Raw genomic sequence first — 20,146 nt, 5'->3', positions numbered from 1 at the left:
GGCAGCGCCAGGGCAAGGCAATGCGGCCGCGGGCTTGCGCCCGGCGGCCTTTTCAGCGCGGCGTGATCAGTTCAGCGCCTGGATCGCGAACCACGCGACTGCGGCGCCCGCTACTGCGGTGAACAGCAAGACAGCCTGTACCCGCTTGGTGCTCAGGGCGTTCAGGGCGGCGTGGCGGCGGCCAAGATAAATTTTATTGTGTAAGGAATTGCCCATGATGGCCTCCGAGATCAATAAACCGAATGTCGATGATTCATTATATGAATAGATTCATGACGCTACTGTGACGGTGGGCACAAACATCGAAATTTGTAGCTGATCAGCAACGGCGTTTCTCGTCGATCAATATTGTCCGCGCAGCTACGCCCCGCCGTTACTGGCGCGCTTTGATTGGCGGCTGCGGCGGTTCCGGTTCTTCTATAGGCGGAGTTTCCGGCAAAGGCGTGTTGTCGGGCGGCGGATCTTTCTCCGGCTCGGGCTTGGGAATGTCCGGCTCGGGCGTGGTGTGGGCGTAGATGCGGCTCATGGCGTTCTCCTCTATTCCCGGAACGGAGCGCTTGCCTCAAGCTGAAGCGAAGCCCCCCTTCCGAAATGGCAAATTGTGGCGTGCCCGCGCGCGGCCTACACTGGCTCATCGCTTCAATCTTGATGGGCCGACAATGAAACCCGACACCGACGACATCACCCTGCTGCAGCAGTGGACCGGCAAAACGGAAACCCTGCATGACGTGGTGCGGCCCGAAGCGGTTGCCGCGCTGGCTGCCACCCTAGACTATCCGAGCGCGCCGCAGCACGGCGCACCCTTGCCGCCGCTGTGGCACTGGATTAATTTCTGGAGCACTGCGCCGCAGTCCGGCCTGGGACCGGACGGCCATGCGCGCCGGGGCGGCTTCCTGCCGCCGGTGCCGCAGCCGCGCCGCATGTGGGCCGGCGGACGCCTGTCCTTCCCCGGCAGCGTGCCGGTCGGCGCCGCCATCAGACGCACCTCCACCATCCAGGACATCACGCAGAAACACGGCGCCGGCGGCCAGCTCACTTTCGTCACCGTGCGGCATGAAATCCACCACGCCGGCCTGCTCGCCATTACCGAAGAACACGACATCGTCTACCGCGACCTGCCCGCGCCGGGCAGCGCCGGCCCCGCGCCCAAGATGCCGCCCGGCGAAGCGCAGTGGACGCGCAAGATCACGCCCGACCCGGTGCTTCTGTTCCGCTACTCCGCCCTGACCTTCAACGGCCACCGCATCCATTACGACCGCAGCTACACCACCGAAGTGGAAGGCTACCCCGGCCTGATCGTGCACGGCCCGCTGATCGCCACCTTGCTGATGGAGCTGCTGCGCACAGAACTGCCGCAAGCGCGCGTGGCCGAATTCAGCTTCCGCGCCGTCTCGCCGCTGTTCGACATTGCGCCCTTCACCGTCAACGGCCGCCGCAACGCCGACGGCACCGCCACGCTGTGGGCGGCCAACAGCAAGGGCGAACTGGCCATGCAGGCCGAAGCCAAACTGGATTAATAGAGGAGACACCCATGCACACCCCCAACCAGGACCACCAGGACATCCGCGACGCCGTGCGCGCGCTGTGCGCCGAATTCCCGTCCTCCTACTTCCGCGACATCGACGAAAAGCGCGGCTACCCGGAGACCTTTGTGGACGCGCTGACCAAGGCCGGCTGGCTGGCCGCGCTGATCCCGCAGGAATACGGCGGTTCCGGCCTGGGGCTGACGGAAGCCTCCGTCATCATGGAGGAAATCAACCGCTCGGGCGGCAATTCCGGCGCCTGCCATGGCCAGATGTACAACATGGGTACCCTGCTGCGGCATGGCTCCAAGGCGCAGAAGGAGTTCTACCTGCCCAAGATCGCCAGCGGCGAACTGCGCTTGCAGTCCATGGCCGTGACCGAGCCCACCACCGGCACCGACACCACCAAGATCAAGACCACCGCCGTGAAAAAGGGCGACCGCTACGTGGTCAACGGCCAGAAGGTGTGGATCTCGCGCGTGCAGCACTCGGACCTGATGATACTGCTGGCGCGCACCACGCCGCTGGCCGAAGTAACCAAGAAATCCGAAGGCATGTCCATCTTCATCGTCGACATCAAGGACGCCATGAAGCAAGGCATGTCGGTGGTGCCCATCCTGAACATGGTGAACCACGAGACCAATGAACTGTTCTTCGAAAACCTGGAGATCCCGGCCGAGAACCTGATCGGCGAGGAAGGCAAGGGCTTCAAATACATCCTCGACGGCCTGAACGCCGAGCGCACGCTGATTGCCGCCGAGTGCATAGGCGACGGCTACTGGTTCATCGACAAGGTCACCAAATACGTCAACGAGCGCGTGGTGTTCGGCCGTCCCATCGGCCAGAACCAGGGCGTGCAGTTCCCGATCGCGAAAGCCTATGTGAACCTGGAAGCGGCCAACCTGATGCGCTACAAGGCCTGCGAGCTGTTCGACGCGCACCAGCCCTGCGGCACGCAGGCCAATATGGCGAAGATGCTGGCGGCGGACGCCTCGTGGGAAGCGGCCAACGCCTGCCTGCAGTTCCACGGCGGCTTCGGCTTCGCCCACGAGTACGACGTGGAGCGCAAATTCCGCGAGACGCGCTTGTACCAGGTGGCGCCCATCTCCACCAACCTGATCCTGTCCTTCGTGGCCGAGCACGTGCTCGGCATGCCACGCTCGTTCTGAGGAGAGCACCATGCGCCCACTCGACGGCATCACCGTCATCACGCTGGAACATGCGATCGCCGCGCCCTTCTGCACCCGCCAGCTGGCCGACCTGGGCGCGCGCGTCATCAAGGTGGAGCGGCCCGGCGTGGGCGACTTCGCCCGCGCCTACGACGCCCGCGCGCGCGGCCTGGCCTCGCACTTCGTCTGGACCAACCGCTCCAAGGAAAGCCTGACGCTGGACGTGAAGCACGGCGAAGCCGCCGTCATCCTGGACAAGCTGCTGGCCGATGCCGACGTGCTGGTGCAGAACCTGGCGCCCGGCGCGGCGGCGCGGCTGGGCCTGTCCTACGAAGCGCTGAAGGACAAGTATCCGCGCCTGGTCGTGTGCGACATTTCAGGCTACGGCGCGGACGGGCCATACCGCGACAAGAAAGCCTACGACCTGCTGATCCAGAGCGAATCGGGCTTCCTGTCGATTACCGGCTCGCCGGACGAACCGGCCAAGGCCGGCTGCTCGATCGCCGACATCGCGGCCGGCATGTACGCCTACACCAACATCCTGGCGGCGCTGATCCAGCGCGGCAAGACCGGGCAAGGCTGCAATATCGACGTGTCCATGCTGGAGAGCATGGCCGAGTGGATGAGCTATCCGCTGTATTACGCGATGGACGGCGCTGCCCCGCCGCCGCGCGCCGGCGCGGCGCACGCCACCATCTATCCCTACGGTCCCTTCCCTGCGGGCGACGGCAAGACCGTGATGCTGGGCTTGCAGAACGAACGCGAGTGGGAGCTGTTCTGCGCCAAGGTGCTGCTGCAGCCGGAGCTGGCCAAGGACCCGCGCTACTCGTCCAACGCGGTGCGCACGGCGGCGCGGCAGGAACTGCGGGAGATGATCGTGCAGGTGTTCTCGGCGCTGAGCGCCGAGCAGGTGATAGCGCGGCTCGACAGCGCGCAGATCGCCAACGCGCACATGAACGACATGCACGACCTGTGGCAGCACGCGCAGCTCAAGGCGCGCGAGCGCTGGGTGGAAGTGGGCACGCCCGCCGGCCCCATGCCCGCGCTGCTGCCGCCGGGCGTGCCCAACACCTACCAGGCGCGCATGGACGACGTGCCCGCGCTGGGGCAGCACACGGACGCCATCCTGGCCGGACTGGGCTACGGACAGGAGGCCATATCAGCCCTGCGTGCCGCCAGCGCCATCTGACAACGAGAGCCAAAACCGGAGACACCATGAACGCCATCAACCACCCCAGCCTGGCCCTGGCCACCTTCGCCGCCACCTTGCAATTCGACACCATCCCGCACGAGGTGCTGCGCCGGGCGGAAGACCTGATGCTGGACTGGGCCGGCTCCGCGCTGGCCGGCAAAGGCGCGCGTCCGGTGGAAACCATCGCCCGCTACGCCGAACAGATGGGCGGCCCCGGTCCCTGTGAAATCCTGATCTCCCGCACCCACGCCACGCCCATGTTCGCCGCCATGGTGAACGCCGCCGCCTCCCACTACGCCGAGCAGGACGACGTCCACAACGGCTCCGTCTTCCACCCCGCCGCCGTGGTCTTCCCCGCCGCGCTGGCCGTGGCGCAGACGCTGGGCAGCTCCGGGCGCGAGCTGCTTACCGCGGTGGTGGCCGGCTACGAAGTGGGCATCCGCGTCGGCGAATTCCTCGGCCGCCCGCACTACAAGATCTTCCACACCACAGGCACCGCCGGCACCATCGCCGCCGCAGCCGCCGCGGGCCGCCTGCTCGATCTCACGCCCGAGCAGATGCTGCACGCCTTCGGCTCGGCCGGAACGCAAGCGGCCGGCCTGTGGGAATTCCTGCGCGACGCCGCCGACTCCAAGCAGCTGCACACCGCCAAAGCCGCCAGCGACGGCCTGATGTCGGCCTATCTCGCCCAGGCCGGCTTCACCGGCGCGCGCCGCATCCTGGAAGGCGCGCAGGGCATGGGCGCGGGCATGACGCGCGACGCCGACCCGGCCAGGCTGACCGACCGCCTCGGCGTGCGCTGGACGCTGGCCGAAACCTCCTTCAAGTTCCACGCCAGCTGCCGCCACACCCATCCCGCCGCCGACGCCCTGCTGCAAGTCATGCGCGAACACAGCCTGGCGCCGGACCAGATCGCCCATGTGGACTGCCATGTGCACCAGGGCGCCATCGACGTGCTCGGCCCAGTGGTCAACCCGCAGACGGTGCACCAGGCCAAATTCTCCATGGGCACGGTGCTGGGCCTGATCGCCGAATTCGGCAGCGCCGGTTTGACCGAATTCGACTCCAGCTTCAATGCGCAGCGCGTGACCCAATTCCGTGGCAAAGTACACATGGTGCTGGATAAAGAGGTGGACCAGGTCTACCCGGCGCGCTGGATAGGCAAGGTTACCGTCGGCACCACGGATGGCCGCACGCTGCACGGCCGCGTCGACGAACCAAAAGGAGATCCCGGCAACACCCTGAGCCGCACCGAGCTGGAAGACAAAGCCGCGCGCCTGGCCGCCTTCAGCGGGGCCGCCACCCCGGCTGAAATGGCCGCCCTGGCCGACAAAATCTGGTCCATAAGCCGCATTACCAATATGGGAGACTTGTTATGAGCACTGCCGTACATGCTGCCCCACCCGACGCCAGGCTGGCCCTGGCCCATTCCTTCCTGTTTGTTCCCGGCGACCGCCCCGAGCGCTACGCCAAGGCCTGCGCCTCGGGCGCGGACGTGGTCATCATCGACCTGGAGGACGCCGTGGCGCCCGCCGCCAAGGGCGCGGCGCGCGACGCGCTGGAAAACTGGCTGTCCAGCCCCGAAGGCCGCGCGCCGCACGTGCCGGTGCTGGTGCGCGTCAATTGCGTGAACTCCGGCTGCTTTGGCGACGATTTGATCCTGTGCCACCGGCCCGGCATTGCCGGCATCGTGCTGCCCAAGGCCGAGCGGGTGGCGGACGTGGCCAGCGCCTCGTCCAGCGCGCCGCTGTTTCCGCTGATCGAGACCGCGCAGGGCTTCGCCAACATGAGCCAGATCGTGACCGCGCCGCGCGTGCAGCGCCTCATGTTCGGCTCCATCGACTTCAAGCTCGACATGGGCATCCACGGCGACCGCGACGAGCTGCTCTTTTTCCGCTCGCAGATCGTGCTGGCCTCGCGCCTGGCCGGCCTGCGCCCGCCGGTGGACGGCGTGACGCTGGACATAGGCGACGGCAGCGCCACCGAGGACGACGCCCGCTACGCGCACAGGGTCGGCTTCGGCGGCAAGCTGTGCGTGCATCCCGGCCAGCTGGAGGCGGTCAACCGCGCCTTCCTGCCGTCCGGCGAGGAAGTGGCCTGGGCGCGGCGCGTGCTGGCCGCCGCCGAGGACGCGCGCGGCGCGGCCGTGGCGGTGGACGGCAAGATGATAGACAAGCCGGTACTGCTGCTGGCGCAGCGCATCGCCTCCGAGGCGGCGCGCAAGAATCTGCATTAAAAACCCCAAGGGGCCGGCAAGAGCCCTTCACCATCTGGAGACACCATGAAACTGCAATCCCTGCTGTTTGCGGCCGCCACTGTATTCGCGGCCAGCGCCTTTGCGCAAAATCCCATCATCATCAAGTTCAGCCACGTGGTCGCGACCGACACGCCGAAAGGCAAAGGCGCGCAGAAGTTCAAGGAACTGGCGGAAGCGGCCACCAAGGGCCGCGTGAAGGTGGAGATCTATCCGAACAGCCAGCTGTACAAGGACAAGGAAGAGCTGGAGGCGCTGCAGCTGGGATCGGTGCAGATGCTGGCGCCGTCGCTGTCCAAATTCGGCCCGCTGGGCGTGAAGGAATTCGAGGTGTACGACCTGCCCTACATCCTGCCCAGCAAGGCGGCGCTGGAGCGCGTGAACGACGGCCCGGTGGGCAAGGCGCTGCTGAAGAAGCTGGAGGCCAAGGGCATCGTCGGGCTGGCGTTCTGGGACAACGGCTTCAAGGAAATGACGGCCAACAAGCCGCTGCGCACGCCGGCCGATTTCAAGGGCACCAAGATGCGCATCCAGTCGTCCAAGGTGCTGGACGCGCAGATGCGCGCGCTGGGCGCCAATCCGCAGGTGCTGGCCTTCTCCGAGGTCTACCAGGCCATGCAGACCGGCGTGGTGGATGGCAGCGAGAACACGCCGTCCAATATCTACACGCAGAAAGTGCATGAGGTGCAGAAGCACCTGACCGTGTCCGACCACGGCTACATCGGCTACGCCGTCATCGTGAACAAGAAGTTCTGGGATGCGCTGCCGGCCGACGTGCGCACCGCGCTGGACGGCGCCATGAAGGAGTCCACCAAGTACGCCAACGACATTGCGCAGAAGGAGAACGACGCGGCGCTGGAAGCGATCAGGAAATCCGGCAAGACCGAGGTCTACACGCTCACGCCGCAGGAAAAAGCCGCTTGGCGCGCGGCCATGCTGCCGGTGCAGAAAACCATGGAAAGCCGCATCGGCAAGGAGCTGATCGACGCGTTCAACAAGGAAGCGGCGGCGGCGGAAGGGAAGTAGGCGGCGCTTCCATCGTACAAATAAAGTCCACAAGCTCGCGCGCATACAGCGGCAATGCGTCGAGCTTTTGCACCACCACGCTGCGTTCGCGCACGGCCCACGGTTCCGTCAATTCCACCAGCGCCAGCTTCATGCTGCGGCTCAGCCGCAGCGCCGACGAATGCGGCAGGATGGCCACGCCCACATTGTTCTCCACCATGCGGCACATGGCTTCGAAGCCGCGCACCTGGATGCGCAGTTGTAGCCGCTGCCCGGCTTCGTGCGCGGCGCGCGCAAGGAAGTGCTGCAAGGTGCTCCCTTCGTGCAGGCCGATGTGCTGGTAGTCCAGCGTTTCGGCAAAACCTATCTGGCCGCGCGTTGCGAGCGGGTGGTCGTGGGCCGTGGCCAGCACCAGGCGGTCGGTGGAAAACGGAATAATCTCCAGTCCCGCGCCCTGCACCGGGCCGGCCGCGATGCCGATATCGGCCGTCCCCTCCTGCACGCCGCGCACGATGTCCTGGTTGAGCCGCTCCTCCAGCGCCACGTTCACCTGCGGGTGCACGCCCAGGAAGCGGCCCAGCACTTCCGGCATGAATTCGGTGACGGCGGTGGTGTTGGCGAAGATGCGGATATGCCCCTTGATGCCGTTGTTATATTGCTGCATCTCGCTTTTCAGGCGCTCCACCATCTGCATGAACTGCTGCGCGTGGGACAGCAGCGTTTCGCCTGCGGGCGAGAGCTGCACGCCCTTGTTCTCGCGGTACAGCAGCCGCGTGCCGAAGCGCGCCTCCAGCTCCTTGACCCGGTTGCTCGCCGCCGCCAGCGACATATGCATGCGCTCGGCGCTGCGGGTAAGGCTTTTCAGTTCGGCGATATGGATAAACAGGCGTAAATCAGTCAGGTCGAACAGCATGGCGCTCCTCTGGGCTAAGCGCCGATTCTACGCCATTATGGCCTGTCCCGAGGGGCCGCTGGCGTGGCTGCTGCACGCCAGACATAGGTGGCAACGCTGGCGGGCGGGAGGGTGGCGCTGAAGGCTTGCGCGGCGGCCTGGATGGTGAAGGTGCGCGCTTGGGCGGCGGAGTTGACGGCGACGAGCACCAGCGTGCCGTCGGGATTGTCGAAGGCGGCGCTGTCGATGCCGTCCTTGGTCGCGCCGGAGGCGATGCGCCAGGCGCCGGCGCGCGCGAAGCGGCTGGCGTGGGCCAGCGCGTAATACTCGGGGTTGCGCGTGACCGCGCCGCCCTCGCCCACCGTGACCACGCCCCGGCAGCCACGGCAGCCGCCTATGCGCGGGCCGCCCTGCCCGTCCAGCGCAAGGTTGCCCAGCATGATGCCCTTGGCCGCGCCGAGCGCGGCGCCCTGCACCAGCGTGCGGGCGAAATGGGTGAGGTTGTCGCTCCAGGCCGGCGCCCAGGCGCCGCCGGAGCATTCGGTGATATAGCTGTCCTTGCCGGGATGGGCGGCGGCCACGGCGGCCTGCGCGCCCACGTCGCCCGCGTAGCAGTGCCAGGCCACGCCGGCCACGTACTGGCCTGCGGCTTGGTCGGCCAGCACCTTGAGCGGGGCTTGCGGGGTGTCGCGGTTGCCGTCCCAGTCCAGTATCAGCGGGCCTTCGTCCTCCAGCAGCGGACCGAGGTGCTTGCCTATCAGCTGCGCGCGGGCGGCGTCGTCCAGACGCATGCCGGGGGCGTCGGCGGGCTCGGCGGACGGCTCGTTCTGCACGGTGATGGCGTGGATGGGAATGCCTTCCTCCAGGTACACGTCCACGTAGCGTTTCAGGTAGCGGGCGTAGGCGTCGAAGGTCTCCGGCTTGAGCGTGCCTTGCAGCAGGCTGCCGCTGGTTTTCATCCATCCCGGCGCGCTGGCGGGGCTGGCGATCAGTTCCAGGGCCGGATTGTAGGCCAGCGCCTCCTGCAGCAGCGGCAGTAGGTGGGCGCGGTCAGGCTCGTTGGAGAACTGGGCCAGGCCGTCGTCGCTCTGGCCGGGCGGCAGGTCGTTGTAGCTGTAACGGCCGAGGGCGAATTCATTGGCGCCCAGCGGCAGCCTGGCCACGCTCAGGGCGATGCCGGGCGGCGGGCCGAACAGCTCGGCCAGCAGGGCGTTACGCTGGGCAGGGTCCAGTTTTTCCATCAGCAGCCAGGCGGACGAGGCGCTGATGGCGGCGCCGAAGCCGGACATGCGCTGCCGGCGCGCGCTGCGGTCCACAGTAATGACGAGCGGCGCGGCCGGCAGCGGGCCTGCGGTTTCCACGCCGGGCGACCAGGGCGTGAGCGCGCGCGGCGCCGCGCCCAGCGCGATGTCCGGTTGGCGCTGAAGCAGGCGGGACTGGTCGCCGCTGGTGAGCCAGGCGGCCACCATGCCGGGCGCAGGCTGGTCGATGGCGGATGCAGTCCGGGCGGCGATTGGTCCGGTAGCGGCGCCCGTAGCGAGGCCTGAACCCGACGGCCGGCTGGCGGCTGCTTTGGGCCGGACAGCGGCACTGGTGGAAGCTGGCGCCGCCGTGGGAACGGCGGCTTTCGGAACGGCGCGCGGGGCGCCGAGCAGGCCGCCCAGGCCGCCCGCGCAGCCGCTGAGCGCCACGACGACGGCTGCGATCAGGGCGGAGGCGGCACGGCACGCCATGGGCTTACTTGAAGCGGAACAGCACGTCGACCGACTGCGACATCTTCATCGCGCTCACCAGCAGCAAATCCGCCGGGTCCGTGTCGTTGCGCTTGGTGTTCGCGCTGTTGCTGTTGCGCGGCCATTCCACCGGCGCCAGGCCGATCGAGCGGGTGAGGTTCTTGATCTCGTCCGACGACACGCCGGCCACCGCGCCCACGCGCTTGCCGAAGCCTTTGGCCATCGCGTCCGCCTTTGCGGTGGCCTCCTGTACCGCCTGCCCCATCAGTTCGGCCTCCACCTTGGCGCGGTCTTTCAGGCCGAAGGTAGCGGCGAAGGCATCCAGGTTCTGCTTCTTCAGCAGCGGCATCATGATGTCGCGCCACTTGCCCAGGTCGCGCACCACGATGTGGATCGAGCACTTGATGTCGTACTCGGGCTCGGTCGCGCTGGCGCTGGCCTTGCGGATCTGGCGGCGCATGTCGCGCACGTCCACGTCCGTGTCCGGCACGCCCTGCTCGGCCAGCAGCGCGCGGATCTCCAGCACGCGTTCCTGTATCACCGCCACCGCTTTCTCGGCCTGCGCGTCGTAGGCCGACACGTCGAAATCGATCTCGCCCATGTCCGGCCCGACGTACATGAAGCCGGTGCCGCGCGCGTGGATGAAGGGATAGGACGGCAGCTCGGCGGCAACGGCGCCTTGCAGGCTGGCCAGCGCAAGTGCTGCGGCGCACACGGCCTGATACAGGGATTTTTTCAGCATGGCAAAGTTATAAAATAGTAAATCGCAAGTATTGCCGAATGGATAAACTTTAGCAACCCAAATGTGCGCCGCCAAGGGGGGCCAGGGATTAGCCGCCGCCGTCCAGGATGGCGAGGAACTGCTCCAGCCCCACCGGCTTTACCAGATGGGCCTGGAAGCCCGCCTCGAAGGCCAGTTGCCGGTCTTTCTGCTGGCCCCAGCCGGTGACGGCCACCAGCACCGTATTGCGCAGGCCGGGCAACTGGCGCAGCGCGCGCGCCAGGTCGTAGCCGTTCAGCTGCGGCAGGCCGATATCGAGGAAGGCGAAATCCGGCGCGAAGTCCGCCGCCGCGTCCAGCGCCTCCTGGCCGCCGTGGCAGACGCGCACCGTGTGCCCGGCCGCGCCCAGCAGGGTGCCGATGCCGTCGACAAAGTCGGCATTGTCGTCCACCAGCAGGATGCGGTGCCGCTGCCGCCGGCCCTCCGCTTGCGGCGCCAGCGTGGCGGCGGCGGGCGGCGGCGCCATCAGCGGCAGGGTTACGATGAACTCGCTGCCCTGCCCCAGTCCCGCGCTGGCCGCCGCCAGGCTGCCGCCGTGCAGCTCCACCAGCTTGCGCGCCAGCGACAGGCCCACGCCCAGCCCGGCCGTGCTGCGCTCGAGCGAGGTGTCCGCCTGCACAAACATCTCGAAGATTTCGCCCAGCATATGCGGCGCCAAGCCGATGCCGTTGTCGCGCACGCGGATGCGCAGGCTGCCCCCGTCCAGTTCGGCCAGCAGCGCCAGCTTGCCGCCCCGGTCGGTGTACTTGGCCGCGTTGTTCAGCAGGTTGGACAGCACTTGCGCCAGGCGCGTGCCGTCGCCATGCACGCACACGGGCGGCGGCGGCAGCGCCACTTCCAGCTCGTGGCCCAGCGCGGTCAGATAGGGCCGCACCAGCTCCAGCGCATCGCCCACCACCGCGTGCAGCTGCACCGGCTCGCGCCGTATCGCCAGCTTGCCGGTGTTAATGCGCGACACGTCCAGCAAATCGTCCACCAGCCGCACCATCTGCTTGAGCTGGCGTTCCATGATGGCGCGCGCCTTCGCGCCGGCGGCCAGGTCGTCCGGGTTCACGCGCAGCATGTCCAGCCCGGTGCGGATGGGCGCCAGCGGATTGCGCAGCTCGTGCGCCAGCGTGGCGAGGAATTCGTCCTTGCGCCGGTCCGCCAGCAGCAGCGCGCGCTCGGCGCCCTGGCGCACCGCCATCTCGCGCTCCAGCGTCTGGTTGGCCTCCTGCAGCGCATAGGCGCGCCGTCCCACCTCGGCCAGCATATTGTTGAAGGCCGCCACCAGGGTGCCGATCTCGCCGCTGCCCGAAGGCGGCACGCGCAGGCTGAAATCGCGCTTTTCCATCACCTCCCGCGCCACGCCGGTCACCGCCGCCAGCGGCTCGGTGATGCCGCGCTGCAGCCGCCTGGCCACCAGCGCCGCCAGCGCCAGGCTGAGCAGCATGACGCCGCCCAGGATGGCGGCGTAGCTGCGCACCCGGTCGATCAGCCGGTAGCGCGCGCTCAGGTAGATGCTGCCGATGACTTCGCCGTTTTCGACGATGGGATGGTTGACCACCAGCCGCCCGCTCTCGATGCTGTAGCCGGGCCGTCCCGGCTTGGCGGGGAACACCGGCGTGTCCTGCACCGACTGCGCGTAGGCGGCAAACAGCTTGCCGTTGGCGCCGTAGATGGCGCCGGCCTGGATCTGCGGGCGCACCCGCAGCAGCGACAGGTTCTGCCGCGCCGCCGTCTGGTCGTTGAAACTGAGCGCGGGCATGCTGACCGCCGCCACGATTTCGGCCTGCGTGGTCATGTCGTCCACCCAGTACTGCTGGAAGGAGTCCAGGTCGTACAGCAGCATGGCGGCCGAGGACGCCACCAGCGCCACGAAGGTGGTCGCCAGTGCCATCAGTATCAGCTTGCCGCGTACCGTGCCTGGCTTCAGGCGCGCCAGCATCAAGAGCCGCCCTTGTTCACGTGGTAGGCCACCGACAGCAGGCGCGAGCTGAGTTTGAGCTTGCTTTTCTCGGCCGCCGGCAGCGACACTTCAAACCGCACGCGGTCTTCCACCAGGCGGAAATTGATGGTGCTGCCCTGCTGCAGGCCGTCGCTGTTCTCGGTCACGGCGAGCACGCCGGCTTGCTGGGCTGCGCGCAGCATGGCGCCCGGCCGCTCGGCCTCGCTGCCGACAAACAGCATGTGCAGGCCGGCCGGCGCATCGCCCTCGTGCAGCACGCGCACGGCGATGGCGCGCGCGCCGACCTGGCGGCCGGCCGTAATGCGGCTGAGTTCGGCCGCAATATCGTCCGCGTCCAGCACGCCCACCACCAGCGGCCCGGCGGCGTCCACTCCTGCGCCGAATTCAACATAGCCGAGGAATTTGTAGAGGAAGGCCGCTTTCACGCTGCGTTCCACATTGGCAGGCGGCTGCACGGGCGCGTCCGCCCCGCCGGCCAGGCAATGCAGGGCCAGGCACAGACAGGCGGCCAGCATCAGCCAGCGCGCGCTTGTCAGGCTGCGCCAGGGCCCGGTCCAGCGTTGCGCCAGGGGCAGCGCAAAGCAGGCGGCGCCGGCGGCGGCAGGTATCAGAATCGCCATGTTACCTTCAGCAATGCGCTGCGCTCGAACACGCTGCGGTTGGGCGCGGCCGCCCATTCGGCATGCCTGGCATGCAGCAGGTTCTGGCCGATCAGCGCCACGTCGACGTCGGGCCGCACACGCCATAACCATTGCACATCCATTTCATAATAGGACGGCACCACGGGATGCGGCAGTTTCCCATTGTAGCGCAGCGTCAGGTCCAGCTGCTGGGCATCGGACAGCTCATGCGAAGAGCGCAGCAGCCAGTGCAGGCGCGGATCATTGGGCAGGAAGAGGCCCGCCTGCAGGCTGTCGCGGCTGCCCGGCTTGAGGCCCAGCTTGACCTTTTGCGCGGTCAGCCCGCCGCTCAGGCGCCAGTTGGGCGTGGTCTGCCAGCGCGCCCACAACTCCAGGCCGCGCGTGGTGGCCTGGCCCAGGTTGCGGAACTCGCTGCCCAGCACCGGCAGCGGCTCCATGGTGCGCAGCTTGTCGTAGTCGGCATAGAACAAGGTGCCGGAATAGCTCCAGCGCGCGCCGGGCTGCGCGCGGTAGCCCAGCTCGGCCACATTGGCCACCTCGGATTCGAACTGCTGGCCGCCGCCGATGACGAAGCGCGGCTGGCCCGCGATGATGATGGGCGTGCCCGGCACATACCAGTCGCGGTCGATGCGCGACGGCGCGCGCACGGTGCGCGCCAGGCTGGCCCATAGCAGCCGGGCCGCGTCCGGCATCCACGCAGCGCGCAGGCTGGGCAGGTATTCGGCGCCGGTGTAGTTGTTGTGCTCCGCTTTCAGGCCGGCGGTCAGCTTGAACTGCGGCGTGATGGCGATCTCGTCCTGCGCGAACAGATTCCCCCAGTGCATATTGAGCTTGCCGGGCAGGAAGCCGTAGCCCCCGGGCGTGACCTTGTCGCGGCTTTGGCGGTAGCCGCCGCCCCACACCAGGCTGTGCACGCCGCCAAAGCGCACGCCGTGCTGCGCTTCCAGTTCCATCGTGTCCAGCCGTTCGATAAAGTTGAGCGGCTGGTTGCGCTCGGTATGGTCCAGCACCAGCTGCACGCGCAGGTCGGCGTCGCCGGACAGTTTGCGGGTGTAGCGGTTCACCAGGTTGGCGCCCGAGACGTAGATGTCGCGCGTGGCGGCCTGGCCGAGCGCGCCCTGGTAGGCGTTGCCCAGCATGGTGAAGCCGCCCTGCAGCACGTCCATGTCGGCGCGGAAGCCGGCCTGGCGCCGCCGCATGCCGGTGACCGTATTCACGCCGGCGGCCGAGGTGGTGGCGTCCACGTCCATGTAGCGCGCGTACAGCCGGTAGTGGGCACCGTTGTCCAGCTTGCCGCCATAGCGCAGCGTGCCGTCCCTTTCGTCCGCGCCGGCCGCCACGCTGGCCAGGCCGCCCTGCGTATCCTTGGCCGAGCGCGTGATGACGTTGATGACGCCGTTCACCGCATTCACGCCCCAGATGGTGGCGCCCGCGCCGCTGATGACCTCGATGCGTTCCACGTCCTCCATCACCACGTCCTGCGCGTCCCAGTACACGCCGGAGAACAGCGGCGTGTAGACGCTGCGGCCGTCGATCAGCACCAGCAGCTTGTTTTCGAAGGCGTTGTTGAAGCCGCGCGCGGTGACGGCATAGTTGCGCGCATCGATGCGCGCCACCTGCAGATTGGGCGCCAGGCGCAGCGCCTCGGGCAGGCTGCGCACGCCGCTGCGGCGCAGTTCGCTGCCGGTGATGATGAAGACCGAAGCGGCCGCGTTGCTCAGCTTTTCGTCCTGGCGCGACACGGAGGTGATGACGATATTGCTCAGCTGTTCAATGGACAGGTCGGCCAGGTCGCTGTCCGGCAAGGTTGCGGCATGGGCTGCCGGACCGGCCAGCAAGACGGGAAGCAGCAGGGAAAGCAGGGGCAGCGGCAAGCTTTGGGGGGCGCGTATGGTCATGGCCGGACTCTCCTGTGGCTGGTCTGAAAAGATTATAAACATTTCCCTCAGGCTCCCCCGTTAGATTTGCAGATTTGCAATTGTTCAGGACAGCGATTGGGGGCGGATGCAACAGTCGCCCCGCGTTAAGGACGCGTTAAGAAGCGCTTAGGACGGCCTTAGGCTGGCCGGAATTCAAGCATGTATGTATTGACCAGCCGCAAGTAGCTGGATAGACTCGCCCTGTTTACGTTTTATGGAGCCCCTTCATGGGCACTTGTTCGAGTGGTAGTTGTAGCCAGGCCCGCCCTGGCTCCGCCCCGGCAAGATAACGCAGGCTTCCCCTGCCGTCATCCTGCCCTGCGCGGATGATGGTGTCTTTCCCGCCCCGGAGCCGTTCCGGCGCAGGACTTTCCCCACACTGATTTGTTTGCATGCCCTGCCGGCCTGGCCGCGCGCGCACATGCCCATGCATGCCGGTGCGCCGCCGCTGGCCGCAGGCATGGCGGCCCGCGCGCTCCCGCGCAGGCTGGAACCCGGCTGCCCCGCGCAGCCCGTATCGGGATTGCTTATGGTTGAACTGTTCTTCCCCCGCCGCGCCGGCACGGCCGCCACCGTCGCAGCGTGGCGCGCATCCGGCCCCAACCGCTGGGACTGGGCCCTGCTGCCGCTGGTGCTGGCCGTGCTGGCCGCCGCCGGCTTCGGCGCCTCGCAGATGGCGCGCCCCTTCACGCTGGGCCAGCCCGCCGTGATCGCGCTGGACGCCGCCTGGCTGCCCTACTACCTGCTGCGCACCATGCTGCGCATGTTCATGGCGCTCGGCTGTTCGCTGCTGTTCGCCTTTGTGTTCGCGGCGGTGGCGGTCAAATCCCGCGCCGCCGAAAAAGTGCTGCTGCCGCTGCTCGACGTGCTGCAGTCGGTGCCGATTCTCGGCTTCCAGGCCGTCGCCATCGCGCCCTTCATCGCGCTATTCCCCGGCAATCTGCTGGGCGTGGAATGCGCCGCCGTATTCGCCATCTTCACCTCGCAGGCGTGGAACATGGCGTTCAGCCTGTACCAGTCCATGCGCAACGTGCCGGCCGAACTGAACGAGGCCGCGCGCGTGTTCTGCCTGTCCGGCTGGCAGCGCTTCTGGCGCCTGGAGCTGCCCTTCGCCATGCCCAACCTGCTGTGGAATATGATGATGTCCATGTCCGGCGGCTGGTTCTTCCTGGTGGCCGCCGAAGCCATCTCGGTGGCGGGCCAGGACATCAAGCTGCCCGGCATCGGCGCCTATATCGCGGTGGCGATTGAACAGGAAAACGGACGCGCCATCGCGCTCGCCATCGCCGCCATGCTGGCCGGGATCGTGCTGTACGACCAGCTGTTTTTCCGTCCCCTGCTGGCCTGGGCCGACAAGTTCCGCTTCGAAGATACCCAGGGCGACACGGCGCAGCGTTCCTGGCTGCTGGATTGGGGCCGCCGCAGCCGCTGGACGCGCAAGCTGACAGGCCAATTCTGGACCGCCATGCGCGGCACGCTGGGCTGGTTCGCCGCCGCGCCCGCAGGCGCGCGGCCGGCAGCCGCGCCGCCGGCGCTGCACGGGCCGCACGCATGGCTGCGCGCCCTGCTGGCCCGATACGGCGAACGCAGCTGGGATGCGGTCATCGTCCTGGCCGCGCTGCTGGCGGCGTGGCGGCTGCTGGTGTTCGTGCACGGCACGGTGGGCTGGGCCGAGGTGGCCCATGTGGGCGGGCTTGGTTTCATCACCCTGCTGCGCGTGATGGTGCTGATCGCGCTGGCGTCGCTGCTGTGGGTGCCGGTGGCGGTGTGGATAGGCCTGCGGCCGCGCTGGGCGCAAGGCGTACAGGCGGTGGCGCAGTTCCTGGCCGCCTTCCCGGTCAACCTGATGTTCCCGGTGGTGGTCTACCTGATGGTGGCGTTCAGGCTCCAGCCCAATATCTGGCTCAGTCCATTGATGGTGTTCGGCACGCAGTGGTACATCCTGTTCAACGTGGTGGCGGGCGCCTCCACCATACCGAACGAGCTGCGCCTGGCGGCGGACAACCTGGGCCTGAAAGGCTGGCTGAAATGGAAGCGCGTGTATCTGCCCGCCGTGTTCCCGGCCTATCTGACCGGCGCCATCACGGCCTGCGGCGGTTCGTGGAACGCCAGCATCGTGGCCGAATACGTCACCTGGGGCAAAACCACGCTGGCGGCCGATGGCCTGGGCAGCTACATCAAGCAGATGACCGACGCGGGCGACTTCCACCGCATCGCGCTCGGCGTGAGCGTCATGTGCATCTTCGTGATGCTGTTGAACCGATTCTTCTGGACCCGCATGTACCGGCTGGCCGAAAACCGTGGACTGTAAGGAGTAGAACATGGCTGAAAATATTCTGATGGAGCTGGCCGGCGTCGGCAAATCCTTCAACAAGGCGGACGGCGCGCCGCGCGTGATCCTGGACGGCGTGGACTTCTTGCTGCACAAGGGCGAGATCGTGGCCCTGCTCGGGAAATCCGGCTCCGGCAAGTCCACGCTGCTGCGCATCATGGCCGGGCTGATCGCGGCGGACAAGGGCCGCGCGGCCTATCGCGGCGCGCAGATCAACGGCCCGGCCGGCGGCGTGGCCATGGTGTTCCAGTCCTTTGCACTCTTCCCTTGGCTGACGGTGCAGCAGAACGTGGAGCTGGGCCTGGAGGCGCAGGGCGTGCCGCCCGCCGAGCGCGAACGGCGCGCGGACGAGATGCTGGAGCTGATAGGCCTGGCCGGCTTTGGCGGCGCGCTGCCGCGCGAGCTGTCCGGCGGCATGCGCCAGCGCGTGGGCATCGCGCGCGCGCTGGTGACCAACCCCGATGTGCTGCTGATGGACGAGGCCTTCTCGGCGCTGGACGTGCTGACCGGCGAAACGCTGCGCAACGATATCCTGGACCTGTGGGACAGCGGCCGCATTCCCACGCGCGGCATCCTGGTGGTGTCGCACAATATCGAGGAAGCGGTGATGATGTCGGATAGGATTGTGATCCTGTCCAGCGATCCGGGCCGCGTGCGGCACGAGATCGCCATCAATCTGCCGCGCCCGCGCAATGCGGATTCGCAGGAAGTGCGGGATTTGATCGACGAGGTGTATGGCTTGATGACGATGCGCGCGGCCGCTCCGCCGGATTACCGCTTGCCGGAGACGGATATCAGCCGCATCGAATCAGTGCTGGAGCTGGTCGCTGCTGCGCCGTTCGGCGGACGTGCGGATTTGCCGCAGCTGGCCGAGGAGACCGAGCTGCCGGACGAGGAGCTGTTCCCGACCTGCGAGGCGCTGGCCATGCTGGATCTGGCCGTGGTGGAGAAAGGCGATATCACGCTCACCGCGCTGGGCCAGCGCTACGCGGCGGCGGACCAGCAGCAGCGCCAGGAGCTGTTCGGCCAGCAGCTGCTCAGGCACGTGCCGCTGGCTGCGCGCATCCATGCGCAGCTGGCGCAGGCGGATGGGGGGTCGGTGGCGGAGGAGCCTTTCATTGAGCTGCTGGAGGCGATGCTGGAGGCGGAACAGGCTAAGCGCACGCTGGAGATTGCTGTGGAGTGGGGGCGGTATGGGGAGGTTTATGAGTATGATTTTCATACGCGGAGGCTGACATTGCCGGAGCGGAGCTCGCTTTAAAGGCGAAGTCAAAAGCAACTGCAGAATGGGCGATTCGGAGAGCCTCCGCGCCCCTTAGGGCGCGAAGTCTTCGAATCCCACCCTCTCCGTCCAAACAAATAAAAACGGGCTCCCGCAGGGGAGCCCGTTTTTATTTGTTTCTGGCGGAGAGGGTGGGATTCGAACCCACGGTAGGGTCGCCCCTACGCTTGATTTCGAGTCAAGTACATTCGACCACTCTGCCACCTCTCCTGGTCTCGCACTTTCGCGAAGGCTGGATTATAGGTGCCCGCGCGGGAAATAGATAGCCCCTCAGCCAACTTTCCACGCGTCGTATCCGTACACCCAGTCCGCGTTGCCGCCTTCGCGCAGCCAGTTGTTGCCGCGCGAGCCGAGTTGGATCTTGGAGGTGCGTTCGATGCGCAGTTCTTCGAAGCTGCGCAGCGCGGCGGGAATGCCGCCGGCTTGCGTCACGCCGCGCAGAACCCGCGCCAGCACCACGCCGTCTTCGATGGCCATGCCGGCGCCTTGCGCCATGAAGGGCATCATGGGATGCGCGGCGTCGCCCAGCACCACCATGTGGCCGCTGGCCCAGGCGGGCAGCGGGTCGCGTTCGTAGAGCGCGGTCTTGAGCACTTCGTCGCAGGCGTCCAGCAAGGCGCGCGCGTCCGGGTGGAAGCCGGCGTAGCTGTCGCGCAGTTCCTGTACGCTGCCTTGCGTGGTCCAGGATTCGAGGTGCCAGCTTTCCTGCGCGGTGGTGGCGAAGATGAAGATGTCTTTGCCGGCGTTGAGCGGGAAGGTGACGATCTGGCTTTCCGGCGTCGGTCCCCACCATTTGGTGAACGCTTGCAGGTTGGGGACGCCGGCCAGGCTTGCGGCGGGAACCACGGCGCGGTAGGCGACCACGCCGGTGAAGCGCGGACGCTCCTGGCCGAACATGGCGCTGCGTACTGCGGAGTGGATGCCGTCGGCGCCGACCAGCAGGTCCAGCTTGTGAGTGCTGCCGTCGTCAAAGGAGACGGTGGCGCCCTGCTCTTCGGCCTGGATTTGCTCCACGTGCTTGCCGAACAGGACGCGCTCGGCCGGAAAGGCGGCGGCCAGCGCGGCCAGCAGGTCGGCACGGTGGATGGTCAGTTGCGGGGCACCGTATTTTTGTTCGGCGGTGTCGCCCATTTCGAGGCGGGAGGTTTCTTCGCCGCTGTCCCAGGTGCGGCTGATGCGGTGCGTGGGACGCGCGGCGGTGCGGCGCACGGCTTCGGCCACGCCGGCGCCCAGGCCGTCCAGCGCGCGCACCGCGTTGGGGGTGAGGTTGATGTCGGCGCCGACGCGCAGGAATTGCTTGGTGTGTTCAAAGACCACGACGTCGTGGCCCATTTCGCGCAGTGCGATGGCGGCGGCCAGGCCGCCTATGCCGGCACCGGCGATGCCGATTTTCAGTTTGCTCATGGTGTTGTCTCCACTAGGGTTGCAAGGTGGTTTGACTATAGCAACGCTGTTTTTCCTTGTGCGATTTTTGT

General features: G+C 67.2%; 17 protein-coding genes and 1 tRNA gene. 8 read left to right on the top strand and 10 right to left on the bottom strand.

Going from position 1 to position 20,146, the window contains the following annotated elements; translation table 11 throughout:
• Positions 1 to 66 precede the first annotated feature (66 nt).
• Together AC07S4_RS15950 and AC07S4_RS15945 are read right to left on the bottom strand one after the other, a co-directional pair.
• The gene (locus AC07S4_RS15950) at positions 67 to 216 is read right to left on the bottom strand and encodes a hypothetical protein (RefSeq protein ID WP_494987576.1); all 150 of its coding nucleotides are present in this window, start codon (positions 214 to 216) and stop codon (positions 67 to 69) included.
• A 157-nt stretch (positions 217 to 373) separates the two neighbouring features.
• Complete coding sequence (locus AC07S4_RS15945; RefSeq protein ID WP_494987575.1) at positions 374 to 526, bottom strand: hypothetical protein; 153 nt, start codon at positions 524 to 526, stop codon at positions 374 to 376.
• Positions 527 to 659: 133 nt separating this feature from the next.
• Between AC07S4_RS15945 and AC07S4_RS15940 the strand changes: the two genes are divergently transcribed.
• From AC07S4_RS15940 to AC07S4_RS15915, 6 genes are read left to right on the top strand one after another with little or no spacing between them, the layout of a single operon-like run.
• On the top strand, positions 660 to 1,517 hold the full coding sequence (locus AC07S4_RS15940; RefSeq protein ID WP_494987574.1) for an HTD2 family dehydratase: 858 nt from the start codon (positions 660 to 662) through the stop codon (positions 1,515 to 1,517).
• 14 nt (positions 1,518 to 1,531) lie between these two features.
• On the top strand, positions 1,532 to 2,692 hold the full coding sequence (locus tag AC07S4_RS15935) for an acyl-CoA dehydrogenase family protein (RefSeq protein WP_494987573.1): 1,161 nt from the start codon (positions 1,532 to 1,534) through the stop codon (positions 2,690 to 2,692).
• 10 nt (positions 2,693 to 2,702) lie between these two features.
• Positions 2,703 to 3,881, top strand: a complete 1,179-nt coding sequence (locus AC07S4_RS15930; protein WP_494987572.1) for a CaiB/BaiF CoA transferase family protein — start codon at positions 2,703 to 2,705, stop codon at positions 3,879 to 3,881.
• A 26-nt stretch (positions 3,882 to 3,907) separates the two neighbouring features.
• Positions 3,908 to 5,263, top strand: a complete 1,356-nt coding sequence (locus AC07S4_RS15925) for an MmgE/PrpD family protein (RefSeq protein WP_494987571.1) — start codon at positions 3,908 to 3,910, stop codon at positions 5,261 to 5,263.
• Positions 5,260 to 6,120, top strand: a complete 861-nt coding sequence (locus AC07S4_RS15920; protein ID WP_494987570.1) for an HpcH/HpaI aldolase/citrate lyase family protein — start codon at positions 5,260 to 5,262, stop codon at positions 6,118 to 6,120. Before AC07S4_RS15925 ends, AC07S4_RS15920 begins: the two co-directional genes overlap by 4 nt.
• Positions 6,121 to 6,165: 45 nt before the next feature.
• The gene (locus tag AC07S4_RS15915; RefSeq protein ID WP_494987569.1) at positions 6,166 to 7,164 is read left to right on the top strand and encodes a TRAP transporter substrate-binding protein; all 999 of its coding nucleotides are present in this window, start codon (positions 6,166 to 6,168) and stop codon (positions 7,162 to 7,164) included.
• Here the strand turns inward: AC07S4_RS15915 and AC07S4_RS15910 are convergent.
• From AC07S4_RS15910 to AC07S4_RS15885, 6 genes are all read right to left on the bottom strand, one after another.
• Positions 7,130 to 8,056 carry a LysR family transcriptional regulator gene (locus AC07S4_RS15910; RefSeq protein WP_494987568.1) on the bottom strand — a complete coding sequence of 309 codons (927 nt, stop codon included), beginning with the start codon at positions 8,054 to 8,056 and terminating at the stop codon, positions 7,130 to 7,132. The two genes, AC07S4_RS15915 and AC07S4_RS15910, sit on opposite strands and share 35 nt — an antisense overlap.
• A gap of 35 nt (positions 8,057 to 8,091) precedes the next feature.
• Positions 8,092 to 9,768: a glycoside hydrolase family 30 protein gene (locus AC07S4_RS15905; RefSeq protein ID WP_494987567.1), complete on the bottom strand. Its 1,677-nt coding sequence runs from the start codon at positions 9,766 to 9,768 to the stop codon at positions 8,092 to 8,094.
• A gap of 4 nt (positions 9,769 to 9,772) precedes the next feature.
• The gene (locus tag AC07S4_RS15900; protein WP_494987566.1) at positions 9,773 to 10,510 is read right to left on the bottom strand and encodes an SIMPL domain-containing protein; all 738 of its coding nucleotides are present in this window, start codon (positions 10,508 to 10,510) and stop codon (positions 9,773 to 9,775) included.
• 88 nt (positions 10,511 to 10,598) lie between these two features.
• A complete protein-coding gene (locus tag AC07S4_RS15895) occupies positions 10,599 to 12,476 on the bottom strand; it encodes a sensor histidine kinase, YfiR-like protein-associated (RefSeq protein WP_494987565.1) in 1,878 nt (625 codons plus the stop codon).
• Complete coding sequence (locus tag AC07S4_RS15890; protein WP_494987564.1) at positions 12,476 to 13,117, bottom strand: TOL_0243 family YfiR-like periplasmic protein; 642 nt, start codon at positions 13,115 to 13,117, stop codon at positions 12,476 to 12,478. The genes AC07S4_RS15895 and AC07S4_RS15890 overlap by 1 nt, the downstream gene beginning before the upstream one ends.
• Positions 13,105 to 15,036 carry a TOL_0244 family TonB-dependent receptor gene (locus AC07S4_RS15885; RefSeq protein ID WP_494987563.1) on the bottom strand — a complete coding sequence of 644 codons (1,932 nt, stop codon included), beginning with the start codon at positions 15,034 to 15,036 and terminating at the stop codon, positions 13,105 to 13,107. The genes AC07S4_RS15890 and AC07S4_RS15885 overlap by 13 nt, the downstream gene beginning before the upstream one ends.
• Positions 15,037 to 15,586: 550 nt before the next feature.
• On the opposite strand from AC07S4_RS15885, the gene AC07S4_RS15880 reads away from it, so the two are divergent.
• Entirely contained in the window at positions 15,587 to 17,368 is a 1,782-nt protein-coding gene (locus AC07S4_RS15880) for an ABC transporter permease (RefSeq protein ID WP_494987562.1), read from the top strand.
• A 10-nt stretch (positions 17,369 to 17,378) separates the two neighbouring features.
• On the top strand, positions 17,379 to 18,650 hold the full coding sequence (locus tag AC07S4_RS15875) for an ABC transporter ATP-binding protein (RefSeq protein ID WP_494987561.1): 1,272 nt from the start codon (positions 17,379 to 17,381) through the stop codon (positions 18,648 to 18,650).
• 141 nt (positions 18,651 to 18,791) lie between these two features.
• Here the strand turns inward: AC07S4_RS15875 and AC07S4_RS15870 are convergent.
• Positions 18,792 to 18,881: transfer RNA gene (locus AC07S4_RS15870), tRNA-Ser, on the bottom strand.
• A gap of 60 nt (positions 18,882 to 18,941) precedes the next feature.
• Entirely contained in the window at positions 18,942 to 20,075 is a 1,134-nt protein-coding gene (locus AC07S4_RS15865) for an FAD-dependent monooxygenase (protein ID WP_494987560.1), read from the bottom strand.
• Positions 20,076 to 20,146 lie beyond the last annotated feature (71 nt).

It is taken from the genome of Pseudoduganella sp. GW821-FHT05F09, from assembly GCF_059419605.1.
This window is presented reverse-complemented; position numbering and strand designations above follow the sequence as displayed.